At 34.8% G+C, this 19,401-nt stretch carries 17 protein-coding genes and 2 pseudogenes; 12 read left to right on the forward strand and 7 right to left on the reverse strand.

Features of this window, described 5'->3' with window-relative positions; all coding sequences use genetic code 11:
• The 7 genes from ACFIL2_RS02335 to ACFIL2_RS02365 all read left to right on the forward strand — a co-directional run.
• Positions 1-556: lysozyme (locus ACFIL2_RS02335; RefSeq protein ID WP_375680386.1), on the forward strand; the 556-nt coding region annotated here is incomplete at its 5' end.
• A complete protein-coding gene (locus ACFIL2_RS02340) occupies positions 553-780 on the forward strand; it encodes a hypothetical protein (protein ID WP_375667174.1) in 228 nt (75 codons plus the stop codon). The genes ACFIL2_RS02335 and ACFIL2_RS02340, both read left to right, overlap by 4 nt.
• 131 nt (positions 781-911) lie before the next feature.
• The gene (locus tag ACFIL2_RS02345) at positions 912-1,124 is read left to right on the forward strand and encodes a hypothetical protein (RefSeq protein ID WP_375620805.1); all 213 of its coding nucleotides are present in this window, start codon (positions 912-914) and stop codon (positions 1,122-1,124) included.
• A gap of 266 nt (positions 1,125-1,390) precedes the next feature.
• Positions 1,391-2,176: a hypothetical protein gene (locus ACFIL2_RS02350; RefSeq protein ID WP_375634683.1), complete on the forward strand. Its 786-nt coding sequence runs from the start codon at positions 1,391-1,393 to the stop codon at positions 2,174-2,176.
• Positions 2,177-2,216: 40 nt separating this feature from the next.
• Positions 2,217-2,387 (forward strand): hypothetical protein, encoded by a 171-nt coding sequence (locus ACFIL2_RS02355; RefSeq protein WP_375634684.1) that lies wholly within the window; start codon positions 2,217-2,219, stop codon positions 2,385-2,387.
• A 148-nt stretch (positions 2,388-2,535) separates the two neighbouring features.
• On the forward strand, positions 2,536-3,006 hold the full coding sequence (locus ACFIL2_RS02360) for a hypothetical protein (RefSeq protein ID WP_375680387.1): 471 nt from the start codon (positions 2,536-2,538) through the stop codon (positions 3,004-3,006).
• Positions 2,973-3,461 carry a hypothetical protein gene (locus ACFIL2_RS02365; protein ID WP_375680388.1) on the forward strand — a complete coding sequence of 163 codons (489 nt, stop codon included), beginning with the start codon at positions 2,973-2,975 and terminating at the stop codon, positions 3,459-3,461. Before ACFIL2_RS02360 ends, ACFIL2_RS02365 begins: the two co-directional genes overlap by 34 nt.
• 46 nt (positions 3,462-3,507) lie before the next feature.
• On the opposite strand, the pseudogene ACFIL2_RS02370 reads toward ACFIL2_RS02365, so the two are convergent.
• Both ACFIL2_RS02370 and ACFIL2_RS02375 read right to left on the reverse strand, forming a co-directional pair.
• Positions 3,508-4,664: pseudogene (locus ACFIL2_RS02370) on the reverse strand (tyrosine-type recombinase/integrase).
• A gap of 277 nt (positions 4,665-4,941) precedes the next feature.
• Positions 4,942-5,139, reverse strand: a pseudogene (locus ACFIL2_RS02375) (helix-turn-helix transcriptional regulator).
• Positions 5,140-6,168: 1,029 nt separating this feature from the next.
• On the opposite strand from ACFIL2_RS02375, the gene ACFIL2_RS02380 reads away from it, so the two are divergent.
• Both ACFIL2_RS02380 and ACFIL2_RS02385 read left to right on the forward strand, forming a co-directional pair.
• Positions 6,169-6,831 carry a lysozyme gene (locus tag ACFIL2_RS02380; RefSeq protein ID WP_375640705.1) on the forward strand — a complete coding sequence of 221 codons (663 nt, stop codon included), beginning with the start codon at positions 6,169-6,171 and terminating at the stop codon, positions 6,829-6,831.
• A complete protein-coding gene (locus ACFIL2_RS02385) occupies positions 6,828-7,055 on the forward strand; it encodes a hypothetical protein (protein WP_375618608.1) in 228 nt (75 codons plus the stop codon). Before ACFIL2_RS02380 ends, ACFIL2_RS02385 begins: the two co-directional genes overlap by 4 nt.
• A gap of 1,792 nt (positions 7,056-8,847) precedes the next feature.
• Here the strand turns inward: ACFIL2_RS02385 and ACFIL2_RS02390 are convergent.
• Entirely contained in the window at positions 8,848-9,201 is a 354-nt protein-coding gene (locus tag ACFIL2_RS02390; protein WP_375640704.1) for a hypothetical protein, read from the reverse strand.
• A gap of 342 nt (positions 9,202-9,543) precedes the next feature.
• Between ACFIL2_RS02390 and ACFIL2_RS02395 the strand changes: the two genes are divergently transcribed.
• Entirely contained in the window at positions 9,544-9,798 is a 255-nt protein-coding gene (locus ACFIL2_RS02395; protein WP_375680389.1) for a hypothetical protein, read from the forward strand.
• Between the two features lie 1,025 nt (positions 9,799-10,823).
• On the opposite strand, the gene lldD is transcribed toward ACFIL2_RS02395, so the two are convergent.
• Together lldD and ACFIL2_RS02405 are read right to left on the reverse strand one after the other, a co-directional pair.
• Positions 10,824-11,975 (reverse strand): FMN-dependent L-lactate dehydrogenase LldD, encoded by a 1,152-nt coding sequence (lldD, locus tag ACFIL2_RS02400; protein WP_375680390.1) that lies wholly within the window; start codon positions 11,973-11,975, stop codon positions 10,824-10,826.
• Between the two features lie 1,121 nt (positions 11,976-13,096).
• Positions 13,097-14,185 carry a 2'-deoxycytidine 5'-triphosphate deaminase gene (locus ACFIL2_RS02405; protein WP_375680391.1) on the reverse strand — a complete coding sequence of 363 codons (1,089 nt, stop codon included), beginning with the start codon at positions 14,183-14,185 and terminating at the stop codon, positions 13,097-13,099.
• 234 nt (positions 14,186-14,419) lie between these two features.
• Between ACFIL2_RS02405 and mutL the strand changes: the two genes are divergently transcribed.
• Both mutL and ACFIL2_RS02415 read left to right on the forward strand, forming a co-directional pair.
• Positions 14,420-16,273, forward strand: coding sequence for a DNA mismatch repair endonuclease MutL (gene mutL / locus ACFIL2_RS02410; RefSeq protein ID WP_375680392.1), 1,854 nt, complete (start codon positions 14,420-14,422; stop codon positions 16,271-16,273).
• A gap of 109 nt (positions 16,274-16,382) precedes the next feature.
• Positions 16,383-16,619, forward strand: coding sequence for a DUF2093 domain-containing protein (locus ACFIL2_RS02415; RefSeq protein ID WP_375680393.1), 237 nt, complete (start codon positions 16,383-16,385; stop codon positions 16,617-16,619).
• 19 nt (positions 16,620-16,638) lie between these two features.
• Here ACFIL2_RS02415 and lpxK read toward each other — a convergent pair whose 3' ends face one another.
• Both lpxK and waaA read right to left on the reverse strand, forming a co-directional pair.
• Positions 16,639-17,679: a tetraacyldisaccharide 4'-kinase gene (gene lpxK / locus ACFIL2_RS02420; RefSeq protein ID WP_375680394.1), complete on the reverse strand. Its 1,041-nt coding sequence runs from the start codon at positions 17,677-17,679 to the stop codon at positions 16,639-16,641.
• Complete coding sequence (waaA, locus tag ACFIL2_RS02425; RefSeq protein WP_375680395.1) at positions 17,669-18,991, reverse strand: lipid IV(A) 3-deoxy-D-manno-octulosonic acid transferase; 1,323 nt, start codon at positions 18,989-18,991, stop codon at positions 17,669-17,671. The genes lpxK and waaA overlap by 11 nt, the downstream gene beginning before the upstream one ends.
• Positions 18,992-19,401 lie beyond the last annotated feature (410 nt).

Here is a 19,401-nt window from a genome sequence, read left to right on the forward strand (position 1 = left end):
TACAAACAGTGCTGGAAAGCCTTTTATTTACGAAGGCATGACAATCACTGAAAAGCAAGCAGAAGAACTTCTTTGCCAAGACTTAAGACAATTTGAAAATGCTGTTGAACGCGCTGTTACAGTTTCATTAACAGATGAACAATTCGCGGCGTTAGTGTCCTTTTGCTATAATGTAGGAACAGGAGCCTTTTGTAACTCGACACTGTTAAAAAAGCTCAATCAAGGTGAATATGAAGCTGTCCCTGCAGAGCTACAGAAATGGACCAAAGCAGGCGGAAAGCGTCTTGAAGGTCTCGCACACCGGCGTGCAGCAGAAGCAGGCTTATGGGCGAAAGGGGCTTATGTTTCCTCCAATTATCAAACAGTAGAAACGCAAACACCAACGGGGGTTTTCAAAGCAGAAGCACTTGCACCGATTATTGGTTCTTTTTCAGGGCTTGGAGGCTTATTAGCAGGAAATGGACCAATCCAATGGGCTTTGGCCACCATTATGATTTTAGCCGCATGTGCTGGTATTTTCTTTGTTGCTAAACGCTTTCAGGAGCATCGTCTATGATCTTATGGATGAAAAGAAATCTGATGATAACAGGCGCGGCTTTAGTCGCTTTTTTTATTGCATTAGCAAGAGCTTTTACTCTTGGGAAAAAAGCAGAGCAACAAAAGCAAACAGAAAAAGCTTTAAAAGCAGCCACAACACGTCTGGAGGTGGAAAGTGAAGTTAATCAAAAAAGTGATGCTGATGTACGTGCTGCTCTCTCTGACTGGTTGCGCGACAAATAAATATGCTTCTTCTTGTGTTGGCTGGTTGCCAATTTATTTAAGCCGGCAAGATCTGAACGCCATCAGTTCAAACTTAGCAAGAGAGATCTTAAAGCACAATAATCTAGGTGAACGCTTGTGTGGGTGGAAACATGGCTAGAAAAAAAACACAAGACGATACAGAGCTTACAGAAGCAGAAAAAGAAATCCTTCAAGAAATCATCATGACCTACAAAAGTGTAAAAGTGATGTCTCGTTATACGAAATGGATTGTACTCATTATACTCTTATTAGCGCTTGATTTTTCACGTATTATGGATGCGTTTGTAAGTATTTTTACACAAAAACCAAATATCCGACTCTAAATACATTCTGAGACGCGCGAAATTCTTTAGAAAATGGTTTCTTAATTTTGCTCGTCTCATGGAGACGATAGACAATATCTTCGCCCATTTAAAACAGTGGTTCTCAAAGAATTAATCTTTGAATTAATTGTTTCATGAATTTAAAGCTTCTAATAAACTGTATTTGATATGAACAGCTTCGAAATTTTAATCCTTTAAGGATGAAGAGGAAGTCAAATCTTTGTAAAACGACACAATTGATTGTCTTTTATAGATTAGAGTGGATAATGAAAACAAATTTAAGTGGCCGCGTAAGAAATACATCTTTACCAGAAAATCATGCTCTACTGCCTCTTTTTGAAGCAGTTGTAAATTCTATTCATTCCATTGAAGAAATAGGAAATGATTTTTCCTCACGCTACATTATAGTTTCAGTCATAAGATCGAAGCAAGCTTCACTACCACTTGACAAAGATACAGAAAAACTAAACGAGACAGAAATTGTAGGTTTTAAAGTGATCGACAATGGTACAAGCTTTAATGATCATAATTTTCAATCATTTAAAACTTTAGACTCAGATTATAAAAGAGATAAAGGTTGCCATGGTATAGGACGACTTTTATGGCTTAAAGCTTTTGATAATATAAAAATCAGGAGTATTTATGAAACAGATAGAGGATTAAAAGGGCGCACATTTTTATTTGATGCTGCTGCAGGTATAAAAGAATTAGATGAATTTCAAGATAATTGTACGAAGAGAGAAACTATTGTTGAGTTAACAGGTCTAAACCAAAAATATAAAAATCATATTCCTAAAAAACTACAATCTATCGCAAAAGCACTCTTAGAACATTGTCTCTGGTATTTTGCAAGAACTGGTGGTTGCCCTTTCATAACTATTGAAGATGACACAGAAAAGATATTATTAAATGATCTATATGAACAATGCATGCATGGAGCCATTTTAAATGAAAAAATAAAAATAGAAAATTATAATTTTTCTATTATGCATATTAAATTTAGATCCTTACCTTTAGAAAATCAGGCTTTATGTTTTTTGTGCAGGCAATAGAGCTATTACAAAAGAAAAGTTATCTGAGAAAATTCCGGGTATGCAATCAAAACTGCAAGATGATATAGGTGAATTTATCTACTCTTGCTATGTAAGCTCTCTTTTTTTAGATGAAAGAGTACGTTCTGAAAGAATAGGCTTTGATATTGAAGAAAATGTTGAAAATAAACAAGAAGATTTATTTGAAGGAAAAAAATATCATTTCCGATAATACGACAAGCCATTTATGAAAGAATTCAAAAATATTTAGCTGTAGAATTAAAGCAAAACATTCAAAACAGTAAGGAGATAGTTGAAAGTTCACACATAAAGTACCACGCTATCGTCCACTCCTAAACTATTTAACAGACAATGACTATATGATTTCACCTAAAATAAATGATAAAAAATTGGAACTACATTTGCATGAATGTTTTGCTAGAGTAGAAAATGAAATTTTAGAAGAAGGTCATAATGTTTTAGCAGTTCAACAAGGAGAAAATACAGATAGTTATGCAGCAAGAATTAATAAATATGTAAATGCTGTATGTGATCTTAAAAAGTCCGATTTGGCAAATTACTTATTCCATAGAAAAACTATCATAGAACTTTTGAAGGAATCTTTAAATTCTCTTTATGACGGTGGTAAAGAATATATTAAAGAAGACGTTATTCATCAACTCATAGTACCCATGAAGTGTGATTCTAATTCTGTAGCTATGGATAATTGTAACTTGTGGTTGATAGACGAAAAATTAGTATTTCATGATTATTTAGCTTCTGATTTATTATTAAAAAAATGTCTATTACCGGCTCTATGGAAAAGGAAAGACCTGATATATGTAGTTTAGAATTATGTAATAATTCTATTTATTGGAATCCTTTATTAGTATCAGATAGCAAAGAGGGTTTAGAATCTCCTACTTTGGCATCTCTTACTATAGTAGAAATTAAGCGTCCCATGAGAGATGACGCGAAAGCTGGTACCGAAACAGATCCTATTTTGCAGGTCATTACTTATCTAGAAAAAATTCGTGCAGGCAAAGTACTTACCCCAAAAGGGCGTCCAATAAATTTGGATGGAAAAGTTCCCGGTTACTGTTATGTCGTCTGTGATCTAACTCCAAAAATAAAAGAGTGCTGCAAACGTTGGGATTTAACAGAATCAGGCGATCATATGGGATATTTTGGATATCATAAGAGTTATGAGTCCTATATAGAGGTTATTTCGTTTAGTAAGCTCATAGCTGATACTGAGAAAAGACATCAACGTTTCTTTAAAGCTTTAGGGTTGCCATTAAGGTAGAATAACAATAATTATATTTATGCTCTAATGGCCTTAGAATATTTTGTCAAACCACTCCCGATATAAAGCTAGCCCACAGCTCTAAAAGAACACGCCGTTGCTCTAAAAAATCCGTTCGCATGTAGGCTTTCGTCACTGAACTCCCAACTGTATGTGCAAGAACAGTTTCGGCAATCTCAAATGGTGTTGACGTTGTCTCTGCTACCCAGTCCCGTAAGCTTGAACGAAAACCATGGGGACGATAAGTCAAACCACAAACTGTCATATACTTTGCCATGGTGGCATCAGAAATGGGGTTGCCTCTAAGACCAGAAAAGAGAAAACCATTCTTTTCAAAGGGGAGAGTTTTTTCAATAACTCTCAAAGCTTCATCACTTAGTGGCACACGAAAGACTGAAACTTTTCCTACAATACCTTTCATGTTTTCTTTTGGTATCGTCCATATATTTTTGTCAATTTGTTCAAGGCGCAAATAGCGCAATGGATATGACCGTTCTCCTGTCAAAATCAATAACTTCAGTGCTAAATTTGAAAGGATCTTATCATCCAAGCTTTGATAAAATGCCGGAACCTCTTGCCATGGCATAGCAGGAATATTTGTTGATGTCGCACGTGGTTTTCCTAAAAGCGCGCGTGCCTTCATACAAGCCTGTAGATCAACATCTAAACCAAGAGCCGCTGCATATTTCAAACAAATATTGATACGGTTAAGTGCTTTTCGCGCTGTGTCTGCTTTTTCATGCCAAAGGGGTGCGAGAACATTGCGAATGATATTGGCTGTTAATTTTTCTATAGGTAAATTACCTATGTGTGGAATCACGTGCAACTCTAGTGGAGAAAACCAGCAGCCGTTTTTACCTTCATTTTTCAACTCTGCTTTTTTACTTTCAAAAGCCGCTTTTGCAATCTCACTGAATATGTTGCTTTGCTGTTTTAAATAGTCTGTTCTCGAAAGACAATAGGATCATTGCCTTCTCTGAGAATAGCACTATAATGTTTGGCAAGTTCGCGCGCTTCTTTCAGAGAAAGTTGTGCGACTGGACCGAGCCCCATTTCACGGCGTTTATTGTGGTATGTGTAACGAAAAAACCAAGAGCGTGTATTGTCTTTTCTAACATTCAACCATAACCCCGCCCCATCACAATATTTACCTTGAGAAGCAGACTTTACAAGCAATGCTGATAACCGATGAAACGCCCTCACTTAACGTCCCCTCTCGTCCACCTTTTTGGGTCCACCTTTTAGACCACCTTTAATTTCTGATTTGAGATTTTTTCTTTAATACTTAATTTTTTATTGAATCATAAAAAGCTATAGACATCAATACGCCCTTACACATCTTTATATACTTTGAATCTTATTGCTAAGCCCCTGCTTGCCGGCATCCGGCACCACCTTTTGTTTTAATGTATTGAAATATATATATTTTTTATTTAATTATCTGTTTGAAGATTACCTTCTAGGGTTTATACGATTTTATCTAATCTGTTGTTATTTGCTCCGTATTTTTCTCTGGAATAAATGCTAAAGTCTCTTTCTTTCTCCACCTCACTGCTCTCCCTAGCTTATATGGCTCCGGACCCCTGAAGCATCTAATGGCGAATCGTTGTTGTGGATATACTAAAAAGCTGTGCACACTCACGTATTATTACATTCTATTGCCATCATCAAATAATATCTCATTGCCTTTTTATTTTTTATGTTATGTAAATGGGCTGGGATGCTAGGAGGAGAGAGCTTCCTATATTTTCAAGCAGCCTTTTGTCAAAATCTTTTGTGTCTCTTGTGCTATTGCCTCTAAAAAGATTTCAATAGCTTGATTGATTTGTTTAAGAGGCTGCTGGAAACGTAGCCAATACAACACCAGACAAAGATGATACCATTGGGCCCGAACGCCCCACCAAATGCTTCATATGAAAAAGAAAATATATGAAACTGAACTATTTGTTCAAATTTATTACAGTACAATATTCTTAAAAAAACTATCAAATATCATTGGTCTATATATTGAATATGCTCCACTAATATATTGTTTCAGTTGGAAACAAACTGTAAGAGAGAAGAAATATCCATTATGTTTTTATGTAACAGTTTATTTGAAATCCTTCATAAAGGTATTTTTTTAATGAAATTAAGCAATTAGGAGAAAAAACAAAGAATAATTAAATTAACTATAGATTTTTTTATTAAATATGTATAATACGTTATGTATATGTTTTATTGATTCTAAGATAAATTTTAGATGTATGATGTTAAATTATAATGTTTTTTTGTTTTTATAAAAAAAATTCTGTGGTGCAATTTATGAATTTTGAAATTACTTAAAAATCAACACCTAATTATTTCATTAATTATTATGTCTCTTATTTTTTGTTAAAAGTGCTTTTTGTCATCGGAATTATTGAAGTTTTTTCAAGTAAAGTTCTTTTAAATCATTCTAGATCAACTGTAAAAGTTTATGAGTGAAATCTATCTGATTATAAATGGAATTATTATAAAGTTTTTGTCTTTAGATGGAGATCAATTGCTGCAAAATGAATAGTATTTAGCATAAATCTTTATTCAAAAAAATGATATGGATCTTAAAATAATCCACTATGGATGTTTTGAATTTATTATGCCCTTTCGCTGTTCTGTTCTTAAAAATGAGTAGATGTAAGTTTTTAATTCATATCCTGCTTTGTGTCGTTTTTTATAGGTAAAAATAATGCGAAAAATATCAAAAGAAGGGCTTGTATTGATTAAGCAATTGGAAGGCTTACGTTTATCAGCTTATGAAGATTCTGGTGGTGTCTGGACAATTGGTTATGGACATACAAGTGCTGCTGGTGCCCCAAGCGTCCACAAAGACATGCAAATTACGGAAAAAGAAGCTGAAAAAATCCTTTGTCAGGACTTGAGGGAGTATGAAGCTGTTGTTGAAAAAGCCGTTACCGTTCCTTTAAACGATGAACAATTCGCGGCATTAGTATCATTTTGCTATAATGTAGGAATCACAGCATTTCGCAATTCTACACTTTTAAAAAAGCTTAATAAAGGTGAATATGAAGCGATACCAACCGAATTGCAAAAATGGACAAGAGTAGGAGGAAAACGTATCCAAGGTCTTGTCAATCGCCGAGCAACCGAAGCAGGATTGTGGGCAAAAGGAGCTCATGTTGCCCCCAATTATCATGTAGTAGAACCAGAAGGCGTAACAGGTATTTGCAAAGTAGAAGCTCTTGCACCAATCATAGGTTCTTTTTCAGGGCTTGGAGGTCTTTTTGCAGGAAATGGTCCTGTTCAATGGGTTCTAGCAGGCATTATGGTTTTAGCTGCTTGTACGGCTATGATATACATTGCTAAGCGTTTTCAGGAACACCGCCTATGATTTTATGGATAAAAAAATATCTGACAATGACGTCAGCGCTCATAGCAGCTTTTCTTATAGCTTTAGTCAAAGCCTTTTTTCTTGGGAAAAAAGTTGAGAAGCAAAAGCAAACAAAAGAAGATTTCAAGATAGCGACAACACGGCTTGAGGTAGAAAATGAAATTAATAAGAAAAGTGATGCTGATGTGCGCACTAAACTTTCTAGCTGGTTGCGCGACGAATGAACGAACTTCTTGTATTGGATGGCTTCCAATTTATTTGAATCGACAAGATATCAATGTCATTAGTCCAAATTTGGCGAGAGATATTTTAAAACATAACGAACAAGGTGAACGTTTATGTGGTTGGAGAGATAAACGGAAAATAAAGTGATAAAAATATAATTCCTCTGAAACATCAATCAATGAAAAGATTTGAAAGAGGTGGATACATTCAGATTAAAAGTAAAAGCACTTAAAGGATTAAAACACTCTGGTGGTTGATTAGATTTAATTAGAGTGACTGAGATGTCTGAATTGAAACTAAAGGATTCAACAGATTGTGTTTGTGTAAAATGATTGAGTCTATTGATGTATTCTAAGGGCATCTTTGTTATCCTATCAAAAGAAGATGAGAAAAGATTTTATGGATTGCACTACTATCGTCGTTCAAAGAACTGATCATACACAAAGGTTCTGTTTTCAACAAAAATAATATCTAGGTGCTGGCATGCTTGAAGAAAAGCAATCTACGGAGCTATATAATGAATAATGGTAAGGCTTTTATGTGATTTGTAAATAACGTTGTTTCAGCTTCCTAATTATAATAATGATGTTGACGATAAGGCGAATACTTTCGCACTGTATCTGCTTTTTCACGCTAAAGTGGCGGGAAAAACATTGTGAATGATCTTGGCTGTTAATTTTTCTATAGGTAAATTCCCTATGTGGGAAATGACATGCAACTCCAGTTGAGAAAACCAACAACCATTTTTGCTTTTATTTTTTAACTTAGCTTTTTTACTTTCAAAAGTCGCCTAGCAATTTCTTGAAAAATATTGCTTTACTATTTTAAGATAATTTTTTCCTGAAATAAAATCCTTCTTTTAAAATATTACTGTAATATCTTGCAAACTCATGTACTGTTTTTAGAGAAAGTTTGTAATAAGACCGTGCTTTTCACGGCTTTTATTGTGATGTGTATAACGGAAAAGTTAAGAGTGCGTATTATCTTTTCGAACATTCAACTACAATCTTATTTCATCACAATATTTATCTTGAGAAGATACTTTTACAAAGATACTGATAATCTATAAATCGCTCTCCCCTAATTCACCTTCTCGCTCATCCTTCCATGCATTGCCCGTCCACTTTTTAAACCACCTTAAATTTTTGATATAAAATTTTTTCTTTAATTTTTATTTTTTATTGAATCATAAAAATGATATGTCTCAATCTCACCTCTATGCATCTTTATACGCTTTGATTCTTATTTCTAAAGCCCAGATTGCCTACATATCGTACTGTTTTTATATTTAATATATATTTTTAGATTTATTCTTAACTTGTTAGAAAAGTTTTTATATTTTGATAGAAATATCTTCTATCAGTTCACTTTTTTTAAAAGATTCTGAAAGGATTCTCAAAAAGTCTGCAAAGTTAAAGACTATTTAATACGTATTGTTTCTTTTTTAGAAATCAAAATTGGTGATGCCCCATTCCTTACCAGCAATTGTGTTATTTGCAGAGCAGTCTGTATAAGGTGGTGTAACCTCTTTTATAAAGTTAACTAAAGTTTTTTGAATTTCTAGCATATTGTTTAAAGACAAAAAACTCCCTCTTATTTATACAAGCAGCTCAGACATCGGCTGATAATCCTCCCGCTTATAAAAATCCTTTCTTTAATAACCCTCAAAACCACAATTAAAGTGAAGTGGTGAAAGATAAAACAAGATTTTTAGGCGATCATAACGCATAATAAAATCAAACTAGTCTAAATGTTCAATGCTAACACCTGCTAAACAGTGGAAAATAAGTTTTAGCACGCATTCAAATTGGAAGGGCTTCCCCCCCGCGCGCTACGATGGTTTTCTATTCTCATCGCACGATTTACATTCCCTCTAAAACTTAATCGCTGTAAATATAAAAATCTTGAAGCCCGTTCTAAATCCGTGAGAGTTTCTGGATCTTGCTGTATTAAACGTTGAAATTCCTCACAACTGCTCATCTGAAATGCTAACATTTTCATAAAAGGACGATAGTGGCGTTGTAACATCCCTAAAAAGTTTACGACATAACCTGAGAGATTATTGCTGATTTCAGGGGATAGAATCAATTTCTGCTCAAAGAAAATCTCACCCATACCAACAAAAAGGTTTAGTCTACATGCCATGAGGAATGTCCTCAAATAATTTTGATATTTTTTTGATCAAATTTCTTTTGTCACCAATATCAGCAGCAACTGTTGTGGAATTAATAGAATTATAATTTTTTATCTTAAAATGTATCCATCATTTTTTATATTCTTTCATCTATCTTAGCCTTCTTTTCACAGCTTCAAATGATAAAAAGTAACTGCAATGTTAAGTTGTTTTGCATCGAACAAATTTCTCGCAAACTATCCCTATTGGCTAGATGACAATCCATCCTCTATTTAAAGAGAGAAAAACTTTTCTTTTTTATTCAGCGATAAAGTAAATATTATCCAATTACTTACGAGTAGAAATTCGATCAAATGAAAACTGTAATTCTTTCTACTCTAAGTAATCTTGTACCCATTTATATAGGTTTAGGAAAGCGTGCTGTTATGAATATTCATAAAAATGCTTCAAAAATTGATATCAGCAAAACTTCTGTTTTAAAAAAGGAAAAGATGTTCTCCTACTTGCTACCGAAGAAACTGTTCAGATTTGTCTTGATGTTGCTGAAGAGCTTCAAAAAACATGAAGTTATCCCAACGCTTACAAGTGTGCCAACAATTCAACTTTGAGATAATAGATCAGTGCTAGAGTTATGCCAATCTCACCAATCTGTTATTGTCTGTGAAGAGCATAGTATCAAAGGAGAAGCTTGGAGATGCAATTGTTAAATCGCTTATGAAACAAAACATTCTATGCCAATTTGTATCATTAGCCCCCCACCATCACCATCTGCAATAAAAACGAACTGGATATTTTAACAAGTTATAAAATCAATCGAAAACGCATAAATAGTGTTAGAAATGATATACTATACAAAAAATATTCAACTGCTTCCTAATATGCTCGCCAGTTCAAAAACATCATAAATCATTGAGAATACAAGAACACAAGAAAGAAAAGCACATTAATTCACGCAGTTTTGCTCTCAGTAAACGAGCTTTTTTAAAGATAGTACGGATATTTTTTTCATTGCTTAAAAACGTACTCCATAAAAACAATATCATATCCATATAATATATTATCCAATGAACTTAATATAAATAATATATATATTATAGAAATATTATTTATTAGATATATTTTTTATTATAATTATAGATTAAAATAAATACATATTGACATTTTTAATAATTTTATTTATATAAGAGTTAATATTATTCTATACTAAAATAAAACTGAATGGATTTTATAAATTTACGTTTTATGCCAATGTGGAAAAGAAGTAATTAATATATTATATTTTAATGTTTTTTATATACAGGAGGGAAAAATGCTCACAGCATTATTTATAGCTATTTTTTCTATATCAACAGTTGTTTTACCTTTAATATCAGCGCTTGTTCCTTTTTATCCGTAGAATGAGCTTTTAATAAAGTAAATAAAATATGTATGCAATGTTATTATTGTTTTTTTTCGTGTTTATTATTATTAATATTTAATATTATTGTAGTTACTGAGTATTTTCTGTGATTTTATAGAGGAGCTTATTGATCTTTTCTATTTAACTTTAACTGTCAACATATTTTTAAAATATATAATTATGCTCCTCTATAAAAAGACTTTCTTTTTCTGAAAGGAGTATAACATATTGCTTTCATTGCTTAAAAACATCTATATTTACCAAACTCTTGCGTGTAATATCTTTGATTGTCTGAGTACCAGTCAGTGTCATAGCTACCCGCATTTCATTGGCAAAAAGATCAAGGAGATGCATAACACCTTTCTTACCTGCTGCTGCAAGCGCATAAACAAAAGCACGGCCAATCATAACAGCATCCGCACCTTGTGCTATCATGCGTACAACATCAAGACCAGAACGAACACCTGAGTCCACTAAAATAGTCAAATAATCCTTTACAGCATCCGCAATTGCAGGCAATGCTCGTGTTGTTGATAATACACCATCAAGCTGACGTCCGCCGTGATTAGAAACAACAATACCATCCGCACCAAATTTTACTGCTTCTCGTGCATCTTCTGGATCAAGAATACCTTTCAAAATCATTTTTCCTTTCCAAAAATCGCGAATCCATTGTAGATCATGCCAACCAATTGATGGATCAAAATTTGCACCAATCCAACCAACGTAATCATCCAATGCAATTTTCTTTTTGAGATAAGTGGAGACATTTCCAAGATCATGAGGGCGCCCCATAACACCAACGTTCCAAGCCCAATATGGATGAGTCAAAGCTTGTAAAAAACGACGTAAACCAGCATAAGGACCAGACATTCCCGAATGCGCATCACGATAACGTGCACCAGGAATTGGCATATCAACTGTAAAAACCAACGTGCGTACACCAGCCAACCAAGCCCGTTCTAGTGTATCACGCATGAAACCGCGATCTTTGAGAACATAAAGTTGAAACCAAAATACACCTCCAACCGCTTCTTGCACTTCCGCAATAGGACAAACTGAAACAGAGGATAGAGTAAAAGGAATCCCTTTTGCCGCTGCGGCACGCGCTGCTTTTACCTCTCCACGACGTGCATACATGCCCGTTAGCCCAACAGGTGCAAGTACAATCGGTAAATCAAGTGTCTGATCAAAAAGCTTTATTGAAAGATCAACTTCACCAACTTGCCTTAGAATCCTTTGACGCAATGCAAGTGTTTGAAGATCTGTACAATTACGTCGCATCGTTTCTTCAGCATAAGCCCCACCATCAATATAGTGAAAAAGAAAGGGAGGAAGACGACGCTTTGCTGCCTTACGATAATCAAGTGTTGAAGAAATAATCATTGATGGCACCATTGTTCCTAAATGAAAAGAGAAAATATCCTAAAACGCATAAAAGCGAACCCATGTACCTACCTATTCGTTATTCTCCCAAAGCACTCTATTGAATAGATAGAAGCAACAGAGACTGCAACTTTCTAAAAAAACTAATTGATAAAAACAACGTCTTTATTGCTCTTATCCAAATTTAAAATCTCACAGTATGAAGTATCATTAATAACGTATCTACTCATATATTCTTCATGTGCAATTAAAATGTTATACTCTCTTTAAAGCAATCCCTCTTCGAAAGCGATTGCTCCGTAGCTTAATTAGTTATAATTTAAAGTCGCTTCTCCCTCCAAAGATCCTTACATTATCAGTTATTAAGAATATAGAGTGTTATTAAGTATAAATCATAATCTCCCCTAAAAGATGAAAAAATCCTTTATTAATACTGGAAATAAAGCTGTCGCATACATGCAGAAATCTTCTTATATCAATATTCAAAACTGAGATCTGTTACTTATTCATGAATAGTGCCTAATTCACATAAAGCATAAAAACTTTTAATGTTCATACCAATAGAAACTCTTCATATTTAATTGAATAATTTTCTAGCAATATTATATCTTGAGGCTATAAATGAGTTACTAAAATTAGAACAATGTTTATTGAAAATAATTGTTACTAAACTGGAGTGAAAACTTATTTATTAACTCTTAAGGATAATTTTTATACGGAATAAAATATACTGGTTATTACACTCTAGAAAAATTGAGTCAATTGCAGCATTCAATCTCGCATATTTACTTTGAAAAGTGAGTAGCTACTGTTATATTGAATTTTATTAACCTATTGATTTATTATAATAATAAATATGAATAACATATTGAATATAGTAAATTTTGTCATGATGAAATAATCAAAACTATTCTTTTGCACATCATAAATGGAGTTCGTATAGATAGAACCTCTTGAAAAAAGAAGTAAAAATGCCTCTCATACCCTCTCAAATGCAAGAGATGAAATAACCTTGGAAATTAAAAATAGAATGCATGACGCCGGTTTTGCGAAGCACAAAATTTTCTTTTATCTAAAATACGCTTTCTGCATACATGTTATCAAAATTCGTGGTTCCCAACTCATTTAAAATGCTTGGACAACTTTAAACCCTGTGCTTGATAATGTGATCCAACATCATGTCCATAAAGGATTGATGGTCGATTAAGCATATGCTCATAGACCAAACGGCCAATAATTTGACCATGCTCTAAGATAAAAGGAACTTCATAGCTCCGCACTTCTAAAACCGCTCTTGCTCCTTTTCCACCCGCTTCCATATGCCCAAATCCTGGATCAAAAAAGCCTGCATAATGCACCCTAAACTCACCAACTAAAGGATCAAAAGGTGTCATTTCTGCGGCATAAAGCGGAGGCACATGAACAGACTCTCGTGAAACTAAAATGTAAAATTCATCAGGATCAAGAACCAACTCCCTTTGACCACGATCAAAAAGAGGTTCCCAAAAATCTAAAACATGGGCAACAGCACGTTTATCAATATCAATAACACTTGTATGATGTTTACCACGATAACCTATAAGCCCGTTTTCGTCTCCCCTTAAATTAATGGAAAGACCAATACCACCAACACTAATATTAGGAAAATCATCCGATATCAGTGTTTCTTGCCTTTGCAAAGTGTGCAACTCTATTTCATTTAAATAACTTTGCCCTTTTCTAAACCGAAGCTGTGATAAATGTGAGCCTGTATGCACCAAAATTGGAAATGTGCGTGGACTAATTTCCAAATAAAGTGGACCATGATAACCAGCACAAATTTTATCAAACTCCTGAGCATTATCCGTAATGACACGTGTAAAAATATCTAATCGGCCTGTAGAACTTTTGGGATTGGCAACAGCAGATAAAAATTCTGGTAAAGCTAAACTTTCCAAAAGAGGAACAATATAAACACACCCCGTTTCCAAAACGGCTCCGTCTCGTAAATCAAACTCATGCAACTTTAACCGTTCAAGCTTATCCAAAACTTTTGTATCAGGTCCCGGCATAAAAGAAGCACGTATACGATAAGCTTTCTCCCCTAAACGAAGATCAAGACTTGCTGGTTGTATTTGAGATCTATCAAATGGATACTGAGCCTTGAGAAAGTTATTCTCAATCAAAGCTTGTATATCACTATCTGCTAAAATACCGCTTATACGCGCCATGTATATTGCCTTCCCTTTTTATATTGTTTCTTTATTTGACCTAGATGATAAATTGGTGCAAGCTATTTTAAAGTGATAAAAACTATTTTTATGTTTTTTCCAACCGACTTGTTAACATAAAATAGGAGGTATTGTAAAAATAATACCTCTTATGCTCTCTTATTCTTGAATGTCGCGCAAATGATGTTATCATAATTTTCTATAGAACCCTTAAGTTTCCTGTTAGAATTTATTATGATTATACGCCATCTTAGCGAAAATATTATTAATCAAATCGCCGCCGGTGAAGTTATTGAACGACCAGCAAATGTTGTCAAAGAACTTGTTGAAAACGCTATTGATGCTGGTGCAACACGCATTGAAATTATTACAGCAAATGGTGGAAAAAATTTTATAAAGGTGAGTGATAATGGTTATGGAATTCCTGCAGATCAATTAACTTTAGCAGTTTCTCGCCATTGTACCTCAAAGATTACCGATGACGTACACAATATCTGCTTCCTTGGATTTAGAGGAGAAGCCCTCCCTTCTATTGGTTCTGTTGCTAAACTTAAACTCATTTCACGAACAAAAGATGCTGAGAACGCTGCTGAAATTTCCGTTACTGCAGGAAAAATTGTAGGACCCAAACCAGCTGCTGCGAATCTTGGAACAATTGTTGAAGTTCGTGATCTTTTCTTTGTCACGCCGGCACGATTAAAATTTATGAAAACTGATCGGGCTGAAACAAATGCTATTAGCGATATGATTAAGCGAATTGCTATCGCATTTCCACATATCCGCTTTTCTCTTTCAGGACTAGACAGAACATCTATGGAATTGTCTGCTACAGAAAATAATATTCAAGGACAATTACAACGTATTACGCAAATTATGGGAAAAGAATTCGCCCCTAATAGCATTGCGCTGAATGCTGAACGCGAAGCGGTGCGCTTAACAGGTTTTGCCTGTTTGCCATCTTTCAACCGAAATAACAGCCTTCATCAATTTGCTTATGTTAATGGACGTCCCGTGCGTGATAAATTTCTATGGGGCGCTATCCGAGGCGCTTATGCTGATGTCATGACACGAGATCGTTATCCTGTCGCTATTCTTTTTATTGACCTCCCACCTGCTGAGGTAGATGTTAATGTTCACCCAGCCAAAGCTGATGTACGATTCCGTGATCCAGGATTAATTCGTGGTTTGATTGTTGGAGCTATTCGTGAAGCATTGCAGCAATCTGGTATTCGTCCTACTTCAACCCGTTCTGAAGCAATGCTTGCTGCATTTCAAACACAACAATCATTGGCACACCAACCATTAGGCAGTTTTAAGAACACGCACCAGTTCTCTTCTTACAGTTCACAACCTCATCATTTTACCAGCGCTTCAATGGTCCCAAAACCATTGGATAGTACTCACTCTTTTGATTTAAAAGAAGATGCCGCTCCTATTATGGAGGGCTTAAATACACCAAGTGGGGATGCATACATTCCAAGCACGACATCTTCATCAGAAGAGTTATCTTATCCATTAGGAGCGGCCAGAGCACAAATCCATAAAAACTATATTATCGCCCAAACACAAGATAGTTTGATCATTGTCGATCAGCATGCAGCTCACGAACGATTGGTTTATGAAGCACTCAAAAATGCACTTTATTCCAAACCACTTCCTTCACAGTTATTACTTATTCCTGAAATTGTAGAACTCTCTGAAGAGGATGCAACATGCCTTTTAACGCATAAAGATGCTTTGCAAAAATTTGGATTAGGAATAGAACCATTTGGACCAGGAGCAATTGTTGTGCGTGAAACACCTTCCATGTTAGGAGAGATCAACGTCCAAGCCCTTATTAAAGATCTCGCAGATGAGGCTGCTGAGTATGATACAACAAATAATTTAAAAGCAATGCTTGATTATGTTGCAGCAACGATGGCCTGTCACGGCTCAATACGGTCAGGGCGCCTTTTACGCCCCGAAGAAATGAACACACTATTACGACAAATGGAGGCAATACCTAATACAAGTACATGTAATCACGGACGCCCTACTTATATTGAACTCAAATTGGCAGATATAGAACGGCTTTTTGGCAGAAAATAAGCCCTTCATCATTTTTACAAGAAAAATATTTTAAAATTAACTCTCGACTTTATAATATATTTTATGGCACTTTTCTTGAATCTCTTGTATCAAGTAAAAAGGAGTTATAATGTTTCCCAATGGTGAACGCGAAGCAAAAATTCATTATTCTAATAACGGATATGACATTATAGAATATGGTACCTATACCATTTGTGCTGTTAGCGGGCAAAAAATCCTTATAGATGATTTAAAATATTGGAATCATCACCGCCAAGAAGCATATGCTAGTTGTGAAATCTCCTATCAGCGCGAACTTGAGTGCAATCCATATCTCAAGCAATTGTTAAAAACAAAAGAAAAATAACCCCTCGAAAGCTATGAATTTAGCCTTTGCCTTTTAGACAAGAAAATTCAAGGGAACGTTTTCTAAAGCGGGTTATGACCTCTTCAAGGACCATACGACAGAAGTCTTTTTGAACAAAATCGACATTCACATCAAAGATAATAAGATTTTTCAAATCTTTTTGCATGTGAATTGTCTGTATACGGGTATAATCTTTAGCGGTTGTTGCGAGCCATAAATTGTGCATTTTAGCCTTTTGTATAAGGCTTTTTAAGTTTTTATCTGTGAAAAGATAGTGGTCTGGATATATGTAAGTTTGCACCACATGACCAGACAATTCTTTAATAGATTTAAAAAATTTATCTGGATTGCCAATACCAGCAAATGCCAAAAATGATTTTCCTGAAACCTCATCAGAGGCACTGGCTTTAAGATGAGCACGATATAAAGGCTTTCCAGTACGCGAAACAAGAAAAGCGACATTATCAGGTGCATCGGAGTGACCAATCAATAAAACACTATCCATAAAAGAAAACTGCGTTTTTAATGGTACGCGCAAAGGTCCTGCTGGAAAGACAGCTCCATTACCAAAACCGCGCATCGCATCAACAACGAGTAACGCATAATCCATATAAAGACGGCGACTTTGAAATCCGTCATCCATTAAAATAAGATTACATCCCTCTTGTTTAAGCCGTTGTGCCGCTGCATAACGATTAGGTGATACAGCTACAAAAGCATGCCGTGCAAGTAAAAGTGCCTCATCTCCAACACTATATGGAGTATCATATTTCTCATTTACAAGATGTACCCCTTTAACTGATCCACCATAACCACGAGATACAATACCAGGTACGAAACCAAGTTCTTTAGCCACTTTTGTAAAAGCAATAACAACCGGCGTTTTACCCGCACCGCCACATGTAAAATTTCCAATACACAAAACTGGCAGATCAATCACGGGAGGCTGTCTTGTCATAAAACAACTTGAAAAATAACCATACCCCCATGAAACTGGAACTAACACAAAATGCAAAAAGCTTTTATTTTTCCACCAAAAACGAGGGGCGCTAATATGCATATCTACCCTGACGCTGACGTAAACCTGTTTGTATTACAAGGGGTTGTAAAAATGGATCTAAAATCTTTAATGTGCGCTCAAATGCACCTGCCATACCTGTCGCCACTTCATGAGCCTTATCAACCATTTCTTGCCGCAATGTTTCATTTGTTAAAAGCTTATACACCTGAATAGCAAGCTGTTTTGTATCTTGAACCATATATGCTGCATCATGCGTTAGAAATTGTTTGAACATCTCTTGAAAATTTGAAACATGAGGCCCTGTCAAAATAGCGGAACCAAGCAAAGCCAATTCCAATGGATTGTGTCCACCATTTCCACATAACGATTTACCAACGAAAGAAACTTTCGATAAGCGAAGAAAAAGTCCCATTTCTCCAATGGTATCTCCCCATAAAATATCGGTATTCATGTTTGGAACAGCGTCTCTACTCCTACGAATAAAACTTAATCCCTTATTATCGCATTTTCTGATAAGATCTTCTGAACGTTCAGGATGACGAGGTACAATAATTGTTAATAAATCTGGCAAATAATTTTTAACAATTTTATGGACCTCAAAAGCAATCTCCTCTTCCCCTTCATGCGTTGAAACAGCTGCCCAAACTGGGCGATTGCCGATAGCATTACGATAACGTGCAAGCAATTCTTGATTTTCAACCAGAAAAACATCAGCCTTGAGATTACCAGAAAACGTAACAGATTTTACGCCAAGTGTATGGTAATAAGCTACATCTCTTTCATTTTGACCAATCACCAAATCAATATCCTTAAAAATATGTTTGGCAAGAACACGTCGTTTTTGCCAAGCTTTAAAAGAACGTTCAGACATATGGGCATTAACCAAAATCTGCGGAATACGCATTTTTGCAAGTTCTTTAATACGAAGAGGCCAAATTTCTGATTCACAAATTAAGACGAGATCAGGCTTCCAATGACGAATAAAACGGCGCACTGCAAAATCTAAATCCAAAGGAGCATATTGATGAATCAACCTATTACCAAAATATTTTTTCACAAGAGTAGAAGATGTCACCGTCCCAGTTGTCATTAATACATTGATTTCCAATGATAAAATATAATTTATAAGTGGAACAAGTGCAAGTGTTTCTCCAACACTTGCTGCATGCAACCAAACTAACGAACCTTGGGGGCGTATATGAGAACTTTTACCTAAACGCTCTTTTTTGCGACACCACTCTTCTTTTCCACGAATAGCACGAAAGAACAAATAAAAAGGAATAACAGGACATAAGCAAAAACCAATCATCCGATAGCTTAAAAGAGCCGTATGTGCCTTTAATTCTACCATTTAAAATCACCTCATCCAGCTATTTTAAGATATCTATATACTTATTTTGTTAAAAAATTCATCAACACTATTGGTTGTATCCATATTTTTTAATATCATCCATATCTTAAATAAAAAAAGCTTAATCCATGAGAAAATTCAATACATATACACATTATTTAAATCTCTTTTAATTAAATTTTGTAACTTATATCGATTTTATCACTTCATTCTGCACCCTATAAAAAATCTTACTCAAAAATAACAAAACTACATTTCAGTCGATTATAATTTTTAAAATATAAATGATAAATCTATGACATAGATTGTATCATTTTTTCAACTCACTGAATAAATACTTCTTATGATTTTAGTGAGACTTTGAATTTTGCACGTTGATATTTTAGAGAAAAAGCTTATTTTTACATATG

This window comes from Bartonella sp. AP30XZML (assembly GCF_042195945.1).
GTDB lineage: Bacteria > Pseudomonadota > Alphaproteobacteria > Rhizobiales > Rhizobiaceae > Bartonella.

Excerpts from the sequence above, each read along its gene's own strand:
- lpxK (WP_375680394.1), bottom strand. The coding sequence starts at position 17,679 with ATGCATATTAGCGCCCCTCGTTTTTGGTGGAAAAATAAAAGCTTTTTG.
- ACFIL2_RS02360 (WP_375680387.1), top strand. The coding sequence starts at position 2,536 with ATGATTTCACCTAAAATAAATGATAAAAAATTGGAACTACATTTGCAT.
- ACFIL2_RS02395 (WP_375680389.1), top strand. The coding sequence starts at position 9,544 with ATGAAAACTGTAATTCTTTCTACTCTAAGTAATCTTGTACCCATTTAT.
- ACFIL2_RS02385 (WP_375618608.1), top strand. The coding sequence starts at position 6,828 with ATGATTTTATGGATAAAAAAATATCTGACAATGACGTCAGCGCTCATA.
- mutL (WP_375680392.1), top strand. The coding sequence starts at position 14,420 with ATGATTATACGCCATCTTAGCGAAAATATTATTAATCAAATCGCCGCC.
- lldD (WP_375680390.1), bottom strand. The coding sequence starts at position 11,975 with ATGATTATTTCTTCAACACTTGATTATCGTAAGGCAGCAAAGCGTCGT.
- ACFIL2_RS02390 (WP_375640704.1), bottom strand. The coding sequence starts at position 9,201 with ATGGCATGTAGACTAAACCTTTTTGTTGGTATGGGTGAGATTTTCTTT.
- ACFIL2_RS02365 (WP_375680388.1), top strand. The coding sequence starts at position 2,973 with ATGGAAAAGGAAAGACCTGATATATGTAGTTTAGAATTATGTAATAAT.
- ACFIL2_RS02340 (WP_375667174.1), top strand. The coding sequence starts at position 553 with ATGATCTTATGGATGAAAAGAAATCTGATGATAACAGGCGCGGCTTTA.
- waaA (WP_375680395.1), bottom strand. The coding sequence starts at position 18,991 with ATGGTAGAATTAAAGGCACATACGGCTCTTTTAAGCTATCGGATGATT.
- ACFIL2_RS02405 (WP_375680391.1), bottom strand. The coding sequence starts at position 14,185 with ATGGCGCGTATAAGCGGTATTTTAGCAGATAGTGATATACAAGCTTTG.
- ACFIL2_RS02415 (WP_375680393.1), top strand. The coding sequence starts at position 16,383 with ATGTTTCCCAATGGTGAACGCGAAGCAAAAATTCATTATTCTAATAAC.
- ACFIL2_RS02380 (WP_375640705.1), top strand. The coding sequence starts at position 6,169 with ATGCGAAAAATATCAAAAGAAGGGCTTGTATTGATTAAGCAATTGGAA.
- ACFIL2_RS02355 (WP_375634684.1), top strand. The coding sequence starts at position 2,217 with ATGCAATCAAAACTGCAAGATGATATAGGTGAATTTATCTACTCTTGC.
- ACFIL2_RS02345 (WP_375620805.1), top strand. The coding sequence starts at position 912 with ATGGCTAGAAAAAAAACACAAGACGATACAGAGCTTACAGAAGCAGAA.
- ACFIL2_RS02350 (WP_375634683.1), top strand. The coding sequence starts at position 1,391 with ATGAAAACAAATTTAAGTGGCCGCGTAAGAAATACATCTTTACCAGAA.